This is a genomic window from Geotalea daltonii FRC-32 (assembly GCF_000022265.1).
Classification (GTDB): domain Bacteria; phylum Desulfobacterota; class Desulfuromonadia; order Geobacterales; family Geobacteraceae; genus Geotalea; species Geotalea daltonii.
On the sequence record NC_011979.1, the window covers coordinates 3468804 to 3481411 of the forward strand.

11 protein-coding genes are annotated in these 12608 nt (G+C 54.6%); 1 reads left to right on the forward strand and 10 read right to left on the reverse strand.

Translation table 11 applies throughout. The annotated features are described in order from the left end of the window. Window position 1 precedes the first annotated feature (1 nt). A complete protein-coding gene (locus GEOB_RS15665) occupies window positions 2-703 on the forward strand; it encodes a 4'-phosphopantetheinyl transferase family protein (RefSeq protein ID WP_012648224.1) in 702 nt (233 codons plus the stop codon). 4 nt (window positions 704-707) lie between these two features. On the opposite strand, the gene GEOB_RS15670 is transcribed toward GEOB_RS15665, so the two are convergent. From GEOB_RS15670 to GEOB_RS15715, 10 genes are all read right to left on the reverse strand, one after another. After that, window positions 708-2276 carry a nuclease-related domain-containing protein gene (locus GEOB_RS15670; protein ID WP_012648225.1) on the reverse strand — a complete coding sequence of 523 codons (1569 nt, stop codon included), beginning with the start codon at window positions 2274-2276 and terminating at the stop codon, window positions 708-710. Between the two features lie 140 nt (window positions 2277-2416). Beyond that, complete coding sequence (locus GEOB_RS15675) at window positions 2417-3640, reverse strand: hypothetical protein (RefSeq protein ID WP_012648226.1); 1224 nt, start codon at window positions 3638-3640, stop codon at window positions 2417-2419. A gap of 139 nt (window positions 3641-3779) precedes the next feature. Next, window positions 3780-4109 carry a hypothetical protein gene (locus GEOB_RS15680; protein WP_012648227.1) on the reverse strand — a complete coding sequence of 110 codons (330 nt, stop codon included), beginning with the start codon at window positions 4107-4109 and terminating at the stop codon, window positions 3780-3782. Between the two features lie 38 nt (window positions 4110-4147). Further along, window positions 4148-4663 carry a tetratricopeptide repeat protein gene (locus GEOB_RS15685; RefSeq protein ID WP_012648228.1) on the reverse strand — a complete coding sequence of 172 codons (516 nt, stop codon included), beginning with the start codon at window positions 4661-4663 and terminating at the stop codon, window positions 4148-4150. A 27-nt stretch (window positions 4664-4690) separates the two neighbouring features. Further along, entirely contained in the window at window positions 4691-5593 is a 903-nt protein-coding gene (locus GEOB_RS15690) for an NHL repeat-containing protein (protein ID WP_012648229.1), read from the reverse strand. 5 nt (window positions 5594-5598) lie between these two features. Then, on the reverse strand, window positions 5599-6882 hold the full coding sequence (locus tag GEOB_RS15695) for a cytochrome c3 family protein (RefSeq protein ID WP_012648230.1): 1284 nt from the start codon (window positions 6880-6882) through the stop codon (window positions 5599-5601). A gap of 10 nt (window positions 6883-6892) precedes the next feature. After that, window positions 6893-8866 carry a cytochrome c3 family protein gene (locus GEOB_RS15700; RefSeq protein WP_012648231.1) on the reverse strand — a complete coding sequence of 658 codons (1974 nt, stop codon included), beginning with the start codon at window positions 8864-8866 and terminating at the stop codon, window positions 6893-6895. 104 nt (window positions 8867-8970) lie between these two features. Further along, complete coding sequence (locus GEOB_RS15705) at window positions 8971-10713, reverse strand: peptidyl-prolyl cis-trans isomerase (RefSeq protein WP_012648232.1); 1743 nt, start codon at window positions 10711-10713, stop codon at window positions 8971-8973. A 209-nt stretch (window positions 10714-10922) separates the two neighbouring features. Continuing rightward, window positions 10923-12041: a hypothetical protein gene (locus GEOB_RS15710; protein WP_012648233.1), complete on the reverse strand. Its 1119-nt coding sequence runs from the start codon at window positions 12039-12041 to the stop codon at window positions 10923-10925. Then, window positions 12013-12579, reverse strand: a complete 567-nt coding sequence (locus GEOB_RS15715) for a GNA1162 family protein (RefSeq protein WP_012648234.1) — start codon at window positions 12577-12579, stop codon at window positions 12013-12015. The genes GEOB_RS15710 and GEOB_RS15715 overlap by 29 nt, the downstream gene beginning before the upstream one ends. Window positions 12580-12608: the final 29 nt, after the last annotated feature.

Consider the following 12608-nt stretch of genomic DNA (forward strand, 5'->3'; position numbering starts at 1 on the left):
CATGCCCCTTGCCCATGGAGAAGTGCATGTCTGTTTTTATTCCCTGGATGTTGAAAGTGCGGAACTGCAGCGACTTGAGCAGCTGTTGTCTGCCGATGAGCTGGCACGGGCAAAACGGACCCTCAACCGGACGGTACGAAACAGGTTCATAGCCGGACGGGGGACTCTCCGCCGCATTCTCGCCCGATATCTGGAGAAAGAACCGGAGAGTGTGGTCTTTGCCGAAGGGGAACAGGGCAAACCGTATCTGGCCGACCGGGCTGAGCATCAAAGGCTCCGTTTCAACCTGACCCATAAGCATGAGCGGGCTGCTCTTGCCGTCAGCGGAGGCTCTGAGCTGGGAATAGACCTTGAAGAGCTGCAGGAGACCATTCCCTTTTGCAGGATGGCGGAACGTTTTTTTCTCTCAAAGGAAAGCGAGGAACTGTCGAGCCTGCCTCATGAACAGCAGCTGGCCGCTTTTTACCGCTGCTGGACCAGGAAAGAAGCCTATCTGAAAGGACTCGGCACCGGCCTGACCCGCCCGGCGAACAGTTTCGGCGTTTCTCTCCTCCCAGGCCAGCCACCAATCCTCGACGATCTACAGTATCCGGAGCTTGGCCGAAAATGGACTCTCCATGACATCGGCGTTCCGGTGGGCTACTGCGCAGCCCTGGCCATGGAAGGGAAGCCTGCTGCTTTAACCTGCTTTCCCTGGACCTGACATTCTATTTCCCCCGCATCACATCCTCTATCTCAGCCGGCGCCGGGCGTTTGCTGAAGGCGTTTGTCCGCCTTGCCTCCGCCTCCATCTGCCCCAGGACCGATAGGAGATGATCCGCTGTGGTGATCCGGTAAAACCTGCCTATTTTCGATTCAAGACCCGAGATATCGCTTTTCCCGGGAAAGACGACCAGCCCGTACACCGGCAATTGGGGCAACCGTCCCTTCACCATGTTCATCAGGTTCATCACATAGTCACGCACCTGGTGATAGGGGTTTTCTCCCCAGTCCCCTTTAACTTCGACTGTTTGGTTACCGCTCCCCCGGCAGAGCCATTTGGAATTCTCCACCGAGCCTTCCGCTTCAATGGCGCCGAAGTAGCCCTTTGCCTCAATGACAATCAGGCAGTCCTTGCTGATGACGATACAGTCGATAAAGCGGCTCCCCCTGTTGCCCGTTGCCACGTCGAACTGACTCACCACCCGCCAATGGCCGCTTTTGGCCTGGGGACTGTCGGCGACGATCCTGATCACCTGCTGTTCGAAAGCTGTGCCAGTCTTTGTACCGATGGCGCTGGAAAGGGTCTTGGAAGCCTCCACCTTGTCCCGCCCCACCGCCTTTTTATATTTCTCCACCTCTATCTGCAGCTGTTCCTTTTCAACCCTGGTCAGGTCAAGCTGTTCTTCAAATAGTTTGGACTGCCGGTTGTTTTCCTCTTCCAGATCCCTGATGATGCTCTCGGCAGCCTCGCGGTATTCCACCACATCCTTCAGCCTTTGCTCAAGCCCCCTGATACGTCCGATGTAGGTTTCAAACTGCCTGCTGAACCGTAGTTGTTGATCCTCAATCTGACGCCCCTTCTCCTCCAGCTGGGCTACGTAAGTGTCGGCATCCTTGACCAACTCAGCCTCACGCTGCCGGGCATTGCGCAGCTCTATTCGTCTGATCTTTAGGAAAAGCTCCAGGAGCAGCCAGATGAATATCCCCCCCATGAGACAGGAGGTCATGGTTGCCAGATATCGCCGCCACAGCTCGTTATCCCGGAAGGGATCATGCAACCATTGCCGGTAGTCTTCACTGAAAGAAGGAATGGTGCTGATGGAATAGACGCGCCCAATGATCTGGCCACTATGTCCGGCTTTGCCGTCCATCTGCTGCAGCAGCTGGAGAACGGATGAGGACGGTCTGCGGAGCACTATATACGGATAGTTGAGCAGGTCTGTTGCATCAATGGGCTTATTTGGAATCAAGCCGGGACTTGTCCGAAAGAGAATGTTCTGCCCGCTGCAGTTTTCCTCGCCGGTCCTGCAGTCGGTTATCACCAGGGCGTAGATGCTGTAATTGCGATCCAGGAGCTCCTGCAGCTTGCCATGGTTTCCCTCCAGCAGAAGACTTGAGAGGAGGTTTGCATTCAGACCCATTCGGGCTTCCGCATGGACCTTGATCATGGTTTTGCCAAGGTAATCGGAAAAATTGCGGCCATTGAGGTAATTGGCCATGAGAACGGCAAGATAGAGGATGATGCAAAGCCTGATGCCGCTGTATGCCAGCTGTTTCAGCAACGCCTTCGACATGTGATAGCCCTGACTCTATTTGGATTTCAGCGGCTCATAGTTTACCAGTTTTTCGCTCGAATACTCCTTCAGCCACAAATTAAAATCGCCGTGACGAAGGGTCCGCCACGGCGAAGAGAGATAAAACATCATCCTTCAGGTCAATCCCGTGCATGGCACTTGTTGCACAACTGCCGCTGAAAGGTGGCAAATTGTGCCGGGTCCCGATTGTACATGGCTGCCTTGTACTCAGTTCTCAGCTTGCCGGTGGAATTTTCCCCTTCCTTCCCCTTGCCGCCTGCGTCAATGCCCGGGTATTCTCCCCCAACGGTGATAAAGGTCCCTTTCATATTCCACCTGCCAATGCCGTCCCAACCGGAGGCGTGGGCGCGATGGCAGCTAAGGCATGTCACCCGGTCGTCGGGATTGGGGCCGTTGCTGGAGGTAAGCTCCGCAGCCAGCTGTTGAGGATCGGTTGTTTCGGTTGTCTGGAACGGTACCAGTGAAGTGTAGGCATTGGCCTGGATGCCGCTCAGATCGCCAGACTTGATGTAATTGTTGTAGACTCCGGCAATGGGGCCGAGCTCTGCGTCGGATGGGTGGACATGGCTCATGCTGCTCCCCTGCAGGAATGCCTCATGGCAGTTGGCGCACCACTTGGACACCCCTTTGCCATAGGCGACCCGGGTATCCCTGCCACTTTCGGGGCGGTTGTACTCCTTGGGAGCGACGGCAATGGGGGGATCATGGGCAAAAACATGGCTGGTTCCCCCGGCTTGGTAACCCTTGCCTGCCAGGAGGCGATAGCTGCCGACAGCTCCATTGGCGGTGGGGACGGCACCATATGAACCGGATTCGCCGATGGGATTTATGTCGGTGGCGATGGTGCCGTAAACATCCACCAGCCGGTAATTTCCATGGGGATCATGGCAGCTGATGCAAGAGAGTGACTGGGCGGGATAACTGCCACCTGGCGAGACATGAAGGGTGCTGTCCCCCACATAGCCATAGGCCGCGGCAACGATGTTGTGCCCATGCCTTTCACCGGGACTGCTCCCCCCGGTGCCGTTGGTATTGACCCAGCTGTAGTTTTTTTTCACGTAGGCGAAGTCTCCACCCGGAGTCATGGCTTTGGGTGCAAGCCCCCTGGCCGGGGCCGGCTCTGTGGCTATCTGGTGTGCCTGGGGGTTCGGAGCACCATGGCAGCGCAGACAGGTGGAGCTGGGATCAGGACCGAGAAGAGAGGTATAGTTGGTGTCTGCCCCCCTTGAGCCGTGGCAGCCTTCGCAGGCACCAGTGTGCCCTCCATGGAATTTTTCTGCCCAGCCGGAGCCTGCAGTGGTCAGGATCAAGGCAATTGTTGTCAGGATGCCCGTGATACCCATTTTTTCCCCCTTGATGTTACCCTGTTACTTCAGACATAGCTTGAGTAACAGTATCGGTAACCGGGGGAAAACCTTTACCACAATCGATTTAAGCGAATCTAATAACGTACTGCAGTCCTGCAGGGCGAACGATTCGAGGTCAGTCTATCCTGTTGTAAATGGCCTGTTCCCCTTGGCCGGCAAGAACAAAGGTATTGCTCTTTTCCAGCCTGCCGTAAAGGGTTCGGCTATTGCCCATGAAGTTGATGAGCAACTCGATCCTCCCGTCCTTGAGCTTTTTCCAGGTGAAGGGAAGACTTGGGTTGTTCTGCACGTTAAAGGTACCGGTGCTGTCTTTCCTGAATTCTACCGTTTCAGGCATATTTATGTTTTTCCATTTCCCCGTCACATCATTGCCTTGCTTGCAGGCCAGAAAAGACAGGCACACTGCAACTATGATCAACAGTAGGACCGGTTTCAATGCTTTCATGTAATTTCCTTTTTCAGCCTTGATAAGTACAGTCCCTGCTACTTCTCGCTCATCACCTTGAGCAGTTTCCGTGCCTTGCCATGTCCCTGCCTGGCCGCCTTGCGCAGCCATTTCATCGCTTCCTGCTTGTCCTTTTCCACACCTTCGCCGTTGGTGTACATGAGCCCCAAGTTGAACTGTGACTGGGCATGCCCCTTTTCCGCCGCCCTGCGGTACCATTTGGCAGCGGCAGCCATATCCCTGGCAACGCCGTCACCCTTGTCGTACATCATGCCCAGGTTGTACTGGGCCCGTACCAGACCTTTTTCCGCCGATCGCTGCAGCCATTTCAATGCCTCGGTCTTGTTCGGCTCAACCCCTTCACCCCGAAAGTACATGACGCTCAGCACATAGCTGGCATCGGCGCCGCCATCCGCCTTCAGCTCCTTCAGGGCGGTCTGGTATTCCTTTCTCTGGTAGGCATCCAGGCCGGTCTTGAAATCGGCACCTGCCGTCCCGACAACGGTACAGCAAAGGATAAGACAAACAGCGGCAAACAGTTTGTTGTGCTTCATCTGAAATCGCTCCTGTGCTTTTCCTGTTTATTTGACTGCTTCGAACAACTGTATCCTGCTGTTATCCCGGTCGGCGATGAAGACACTCCCCGAAGGTCCGAGACATATCTGCCCCGGATAATAAAGCAGGCCGTTTTTTCTCCCCATGCCCAACTGCCTGGCAAGGAAAGAGCCATCCTGGCCGAAGCTCACCAGGGCTCCGCCGTTCTGGTCGACCACCAGGATATTCCCCCGTGCATCAACGGTAAGGTAACCCGGAAATGATAGGTACTCCCGCAGGTTGTTCACCAATGGGGCAAATTCCTTGGCGGCACCGGAAGCGGCATAGATAATGCCGTTGGTGCTGTCGGCAAGATAAATGGTTCCTTTGCCGTCAACCGCCAAATCGACCATGAACCCGTAGCCTTTGGGGAAAGGCGCCTGGCTTAAGAATTTCCCCCCCTGGTCCAGCACCAGCACGCGCTCGGCAAAGATGTCCAGGAGATAGAAGCGCCCTTCGCTGTCGATTTTAAAGGCAGAGGCGATAAAGGCAGGGGCTGGAACACCCTGAGGGTCAAGATAGCCCTGGAAGGCGCCAGCCTGGCTGATGCGCACGATGCGTCGGGATTTGGCATCAAGGGCATAGATGTCTCCCTTGGCGGACAACTGGACCCGCACCGGATTGGCCAACTGGGCAGGCCTGAGTTCCGCCCCCCCTTTGACGCTGTCCCCGTCCAGCGTATAGCGCACCAGGCGGCCATTGCCCGAATCAGCAACCACCAGTGACGAAGCATCGCACGCAACCCCTTCCGGGTTCTTCAGCTCCACCCCTTTCTCGTCGCCGTAGATGGTGGTCAGATGTTTGATCTTTACCATATCAGCAGCAAAGGACAGGGCTGGAAGGAGCGATATCATGGCCAGAGCCATGGAGAAATATCTGCAGGATATCATGGTCTTCACCTCTTGAATTGTTCGTGGCACTGGGTGCACAGCTCCGTTGGTGTGGCGAACGGAATGAAGTGCTTGTATTCCGTGCCGTGGGACCGGTGGCAACTCAGGCATTGCAAGGTGATGTTCTTGTCCCGCGGGTCCTTGAACTTTTCCCCGATGGGATGGGTGGAATGCTTCTGCCAGTCATGGCAGGTGCCGCATAACTCGATGATCGAAGGCTGAGAGGTAAGGAACGTGTTGTCCGACGAATGTGGATCATGACAGGACATGCAGTCCCCGTCCTGGATCGGCGGATGCTTGGTCAGGGACTGCTCCTGGCGCTTGATGGTATCCTTGTGGCACCGGCCGCAGACAGCGATCATATTGTCTTTCAACAGCCCCTTTTTCGGTGCAGCATGGGGATTGTGGCAGGTAAGACATCCATCCCTGCTCAAAAGCGGCCAGTGCATCTGTTTCTTACCGAAGGTCTTGTTGACCATCTCGTTATGGCATCCCTTGCACAGCTCATAACCTGGCCGTTTGGTTTTAAGGGGAGTGGCCGAGCCGGATTCCCCATGGCACTGATTGCATTGCTTGTTGGCCACCGGCTTGTGCACGGCATTGAACAAGATGCCAGGATTGTTCGAACCGTGGGGGTCATGACAGGAGGTGCAGCGGGCGGTCGCCACCGGGTAGTTCATATGCTGTTTGGCAAAGAGGGGGCGGTCGGTCTTGTGACAGCCGATGCACAGAGCCGGCACATCGTTTTTCAGCAGATAGCCGTATTTGGCTGAAACGTGGGGATCGTGGCAGTTGAGACAGCCCTTTGCCACGGGTGCGTGCTTGAATTTTATCTTGACCAGCATGCCGGCCAGATCCTTGTGGCAATCCAGGCACAGTTCATTGCCAGCCTTGAGAAGATTGTTCTTGTTGGCTGCAGAATGGGGATCATGGCACTTGACGCATTGCCCCTCTGCAACCACCCTGTGGACACTTTTGTCGGTGTCCTGGCCAAGCCTTGCGTGGCAGGAATAGCAGATATCCTTTGGATCCGAAGCCAGAAGCTTGCCATGGGATGAGGTATGGGGACTGTGGCAGCCGGTACATTCACCCGCTTTGACCGGCGTATGGATCACCGGCTTTTTCAGCTTTTCCTGGAAATCATTGTGGCAATTGAGGCAGAGCTTGCCGTTGGCGCCCGGTTTCAGCTTGTACTTCAGGGCATTGTCCTGGGCTCCCTGCGATAGGGTGGCCGATCCCAGGAAAAAGAGCGTCAACAGGCAGAAAGCCGATGCTGATAGATATTTCATGATAACTCCTTTACTGCTTGCCGACGATGTGGCATTCGTCGCACGACCTGGCCGCGAAGGGAGCGTGTATCGTCTCTTTGAAAAATTTCGGGTCCTGTGAAGCATGAGGGGTGTGGCAGGTCATGCAGTTCATATCTGCAGCGGCAATACCCAGGTGCCCCTTGTTGAAGGCCGCGTCGCCGGTATCATGACACTGGGCGCACAGCTCCTGTACCGGCTGGCCGGTCAGTGCCCGATAGGGGGCGAAATGCGGTTTATGGCACTGCTGGCAGTCCTTTGCCGCCGGTGAATGTACCTTCTCCTTGCCGATCTTTTCCTTCAGCGACTTATGGCAGGTAAGACAAAGGTCGGGCGCCTGGGCGAGAAGAAGCTTGTTCAGGGATGACTTGTGCGGACTGTGACACTTGGTGCAATCCCCTGCCAGCAGAGGCTGATGCTTGCTTTTCGCCTCCACCAGTCCTTTCTTCAGATCGATATGACATTCCATGCAGAGCAGATCCTGCTTCTTCACCAGCATCCCGGCTGTATTGCTACCGTGGGTATCATGGCAGGTGAGACATTCGCCGCTGTTAAACGGCATGTGGTTTGAGCCTCCCACCGATTCCTTCATCAGGTCGCCATGGCACTGGCTGCACAATTTGGCTCCCGAAGCCTTGAGCAGTTTACCTTCATCGGAGCTGTGCGCCTTATGGCAGGAGGTGCAGGTACCATCGGCGACCGGTCGGTGAGTATAACTTTTCTTGAACCTTGTTTCGGCCTCCGGATGGCAGCCATAGCAGATGTTGTCCATTCGGTCCTTGAACATGCCGGGCATATTGGAGCCATGGGGATTATGACAGGAACTGCATTCACCACCGGCAAAGGGAGGATGGACAGTCTTGTTTTTCATGGCATCTTTCGTCCTGGCATGGCAGGGATAGCACAGCTCCGCATCCTTGGCCGACAGCAGCCCCCTGTTTTTGGCAGCGTGGTGCGTGTGGCAGGATAGACAGCCTTTCCCTTTGCCGACTGCTGCATGGGGATAGGCCATGGCAGCAGCTTTATTCTTATGGCAACCGAAGCAGAGTTTGTTGCCGTCAGCGGCAAGAAGCCGTGGATAGTCCGAGGTGTGGGGGTTATGACAGGAGATGCAATCTCCCCCTTTGAAAGGCGCGTGAATGATGTTCCCATCCCCCTTCAGACCCTTCTCGTCATGGCACTGATAGCAGAGCGCACTCCCCTTCCGGGTAACGGCAAAGGGTTTGGCTGAGGTGACGGCATCGTGACAGCCGTCACAGCCTCCGGAGGCAACCGGATTATGGGTGCTCCCCCGCAAAAGTTTTGCCTGGTCTGAAGAATGGGGAGTGTGGCAGATGGTGCAGCGTTTGGTTTCAACAGGATAGTTGCCGTGGGCCTTTTTAAAGCCTGTCTTGCCGCTATCATGGCAACCCAGGCAAAGCTTTGGTTCGGCACTGGCGAGGAGAAACTTTTCGTCGGAGCTGTGGGAGTAATGGCAGGCCTTGCAGCCTTGCTTGGCCAGCACCCCATGGACGAATTTCTTCTGGTAATCGTCCTTCTTATGACATTGGAAACAGATCTCATTGCCTTCTGCCTTCAGCAGATGACTGCCGTTGGAGGCATGGGGGTTATGGCAGAGGGTGCACTTGCCGGTTTTCAGGGCCGTATGTACATTGGGCTTGGTCAAGGCCGTCTTTACGTTGTTGTGGCATTTGAAGCAGAGGGCGTTCCCCGTCTCCTTCAAAAGCAGCTTCGGTACCACCCCGTGGCGCAGGTGGCAATCCTCGCATCTCTTCTCCTTGACCACCGCATGAACATCCTTCATGCCCAGGTATTTGTCGGCAAACTTCTTATGGCAGTCCAGGCATTCCTTACGGGCGAATGTCCGCGCCGCCTCTGATGGCCTGGGTGAAAGGAGTATCACGGAGCTGCACAGGATCAGCAGCAGAATGATCAGTAATTTATTTTCAGTGAATGAATGAAACATATTTTTCTCCAACAGGAAACCCTGGATAATAAGGCTCCTGATTAGCATCATTCTCTGCCATGGATCCCTCTAGATATTTCGGTATGCACTCCGCTGACAGCCTGCTAATTGCCCAGGTCGGTGATATAGACCTGCACCTTATAGGCTTCCCGAAGCTTTTGACCCCAATCTTCCACGGACTTGTTGAGCTTCTGGTTAAAGACCTCCTTGGTGATCGACTGCTTCACCTGTTCCAGAGGCTGCGGTTTTGCAGGGATCACTTCCTGCACCTGTATCACATAGACAAAACCCTCCGGCGTCTCGAACAACCTGTACTCGCCGGGCTTAGCCGCAGCAATTGCTTCCTGCATTTTTTCGGGCAGGCTCTTGCGGGTTACCGGAGTTTGCGAGAAGGACATCAGCCCTTCCGTATCACCGGGCACCAAACCTTCAGCGTTTGCCTGCAGCCATTGGTATTCGGTTCCTTTTTGCAATTTCTCCATGGCAGCTTCGGCAAAATCCTTCCTGGTGAAGGCGAGTCCCCGGAGCTTCAGCATCTCCGGCAGTGAAAACTCGTCGATTTCCGCATTGTAATGGGCTTTGATCTCCTCATCGGTTACCTTGATTTCAGAGGCTACCACTTTCTGGATGAACATGCCGAACAGCAGCGAGTCCCTGAAATCCTTGATCCTGTTTTTGTAACTTTCAGTTTTATCCAGGCCGAGCTTTTTTGCCTCCATAGGATAAAGTCTGGCGTAGAAAATATCGTATAGCGCCGGCATTTTCTGCTCATTGATACGCTTGCCCTTGGCCGCTTCCTTGACCCCATGGAAAAACTTCTGCTTGAGCATTTCGCCCAGGTCGGCAACGGTGATCGGCTTATCCCCTTTGATGGTGGCGATGACCCGCTTATCCTTGAGCAACTTGTCAAAACCGGGCTTGGCTGACTCGAAATCCAGCTTGTCGAGTAACTTCCTGTCTATCTTGGCGTATTTCTTCACCAACATACCGTTATATTCGGTAAGCACCTGGAGCTGTTTCAGGGCCAGGGCCTGTTCCCGTGCGGCTTCCCTGGCCTCCATATCGTCAGCGGGATAGCGGATATCTTCCAGCTTGAGGATGGTGTAAGCGGGGCCCACCTGAACAACCGGGCTAATGCCGCCAACCCTGAGACTGGAGACAATGTGGGCAACCTGGGGAAGCAGTTCCTTTGCCTTGACGAATTCCCCTTCCTTGACGCCGGTGGCCTTGCCCGATTCGATCAGGCTGTTTGCCAGCTCGTCGAAATTGCCCCCGGCCTGGACTGCCCTGGCCAGTTCCTTGGCATCATCCTCCTTGTCAAAACGAACAGATTTAACCTTAAGCTCCTTGACCGCTTCCTTGTAAAACCTCTCCGTATCTGCTTCTGCCGGCTTCAGGTCCTTGATTTGCTGCTCCTTCAATTCCTCCTTGATGGCCATCCTGGGGAAATCTTCCAGTTTCTCCTTCACCTCGGGAAGGTCTGCAAGGCCCATGTTTTCTGCTTCCTGAACGATCAACTTGCTGTTGATCAAGCGATTGAGCACGATGTTATAGTCTTTCTTTCCCGCCGATTCATCTTCCCCGGCACGCTGATGTAAAGCTGCCAGTGACTGATTGAATTCCTCCATGGTCACCACGTCGTCCCCCACCGTCGCCACCGGCACGGAAGCGAACTTTGGCGAAAGCAGCGGTATTTTCAGGGTAATCCGGGACTCAGCCACCGGTGAGGCGTTTTCTTTTAATTCGTCGCCGGTTTTTGGCGCAACCGGACTCGGTTCAGCAGCGATCGACAGTGTCCCGAACAAAAGGCTGACCAGAAATGCTTTCATCATCATGGTTCGTTTCATAACTCTCCCTTTATCCCCTGCTGTCATTTAGTTTCCATCCGGAAAGGGTTCTTTTCTGCCCTGGCGGCGTCAATCTGCGGGCTTACTTGTGCGACGTACCGATGTACGTCTCCGCGCAAGCCCTTGATTTCCTTGCCAGAACAAAAAATCCCCTCTTTCCGAATCGGAAACCATTAGTTTCTCATCCGGAGTTTCCGGATGGAAACCATTTAGTTTTTCCCGATCATGCTCACTATTGCCGCAGCCATCTGGGAGGTCATTTCTCCTGCGGTATTGACTCTGCCCAGATCGAAAAAAAATACCCCGTCGTCACCTTCGTTATAACTGTGGGAGGTCCATACTACTTCCCGGCTTTTCCTGTCCAGCAAGGTCAACGAGAAATCAACCTTCGGCGTCCCCATGCCCCCCTGGTAGTCCTGAAACTCCTGAACTTCACCTGTCAGGACAAGGTCGGCGTTGAGATCATTGAAAAGGACATCGGCATTGGCCAGGGATATCCCCCCTTCGAGAATGATCCTGAATTTGAGGAATGCCTGCCTCACCACTCCTGGTTCAATGATAATATGTTTATTATCTTTTGCCAATTCTTCAACAAAGTGCAAGGCAACTATTTCTCCGGCGCTTTTCCTGCCACTTTTGTTAATGAAGGGAATAATGGCAATGGTACGCTGCTGTTGCATATCCAAGCTCGGCGAATGATAGACCGTTTTGGGCCGGAACTTCCTCATCCACTTCCGGCCCTTTTCTTCCCGGCCACTGAAGGCACCGGCAAGACGAACCGCAATTGGATCCAGCGCCTTTTCAAGGAGGTGGTCAGGTTTATGGATCTCTCCCATCCCCAAAAGACCCGGAGCATCGTCACCGGCGAGGGCAGCCGAAGTCATGCCGATAATTTTCGCCTCCGGGGCGGTGGAAACCAGACGACAGGAGATTGCCACCTTTGGCGGCGCCGCTTCGCTGCTCATTTCCATGGATGAAATGAGAACGGCTGCGGCACCGGTCTCTGTTTTCAGTGCCACCAATGTGTCCCTGTCGATGCTGCCGGTGTGACGCAGGCGATGCCTGGCCAGGAATTGGTCGGTTCCCTTTTCATCCAGTACTCCAACACCCTGCTCCCGCATTTTTTCCGCCAGCGATTGCCGGATACTTTTCAAAGGTACGGCCACGCCGCTCAGGTTTTCCACCGGGAGGACAACTATGAATGGTTTTTTTCCTTCCGGAATGGCCGCTGATTTGACCGTGCCGGTTCCGGCGGCACAACCGCCTGCGCCTGAAAGCAGTGCCAGCAACAGAGCCAGTTTAGTTGAAAAGTTTATCAAGGAGCTCATTCACTGCCTTTTCCGTTATCCTGTTCATTGGTTCTCCCCCTCCCCCCAAAAGACGTTCGGACATGCCGATCCCCCCCTGGGTCGACGAGGCGTTCCACACCACTTTGCCACTCTGGGCCTCGATTGCCTGGACACCGAGAGAAATGACGTTGGCTCCGGAACTTCCGGATCGTACCTCGCCGTACTCCCTGACCACACCAGTGATAACCGCATCAACCTTGATAATACCGGCGAGCTTGATTATGTCCTCGGGGGACGGAGCAGCGGCGTTAGTTATGCCGGCACGGGACAAGCCCCGCAGTACCTCCCCCGCCGGCATCACATATATGGCGCCGGTTGCCATAAGCATGTTGGAAAAGACATCCCTCACCCTTTCCGCCGCCTGATTGTCGCGGGTGAGATTGGCAAAAGGCAGAACGGCAACGGTTCTTACCGAGCCAAAATCCATGTTGGCGTCCCGATAGACGTCGGCTGTTGTCCCACAACCGGCTGCAAAAATCAGGCAGATCAGAGTCATACTGATACGTATTCGTTTCATCACACATCCTGGTTGCATCATTTTTGTTT

Coding starts and splice junctions, on each gene's coding strand:
- GEOB_RS15665 (WP_012648224.1), top strand. CDS start 2: ATGCCCCTTGCCCATGGAGAAGTGCATGTCTGTTTTTATTCCCTGGAT.
- GEOB_RS15670 (WP_012648225.1), bottom strand. CDS start 2,276: ATGTCGAAGGCGTTGCTGAAACAGCTGGCATACAGCGGCATCAGGCTT.
- GEOB_RS15675 (WP_012648226.1), bottom strand. CDS start 3,640: ATGGGTATCACGGGCATCCTGACAACAATTGCCTTGATCCTGACCACT.
- GEOB_RS15680 (WP_012648227.1), bottom strand. CDS start 4,109: ATGAAAGCATTGAAACCGGTCCTACTGTTGATCATAGTTGCAGTGTGC.
- GEOB_RS15685 (WP_012648228.1), bottom strand. CDS start 4,663: ATGAAGCACAACAAACTGTTTGCCGCTGTTTGTCTTATCCTTTGCTGT.
- GEOB_RS15690 (WP_012648229.1), bottom strand. CDS start 5,593: ATGATATCCTGCAGATATTTCTCCATGGCTCTGGCCATGATATCGCTC.
- GEOB_RS15695 (WP_012648230.1), bottom strand. CDS start 6,882: ATGAAATATCTATCAGCATCGGCTTTCTGCCTGTTGACGCTCTTTTTC.
- GEOB_RS15700 (WP_012648231.1), bottom strand. CDS start 8,866: ATGTTTCATTCATTCACTGAAAATAAATTACTGATCATTCTGCTGCTG.
- GEOB_RS15705 (WP_012648232.1), bottom strand. CDS start 10,713: ATGAAACGAACCATGATGATGAAAGCATTTCTGGTCAGCCTTTTGTTC.
- GEOB_RS15710 (WP_012648233.1), bottom strand. CDS start 12,041: ATGAGCTCCTTGATAAACTTTTCAACTAAACTGGCTCTGTTGCTGGCA.
- GEOB_RS15715 (WP_012648234.1), bottom strand. CDS start 12,579: ATGAAACGAATACGTATCAGTATGACTCTGATCTGCCTGATTTTTGCA.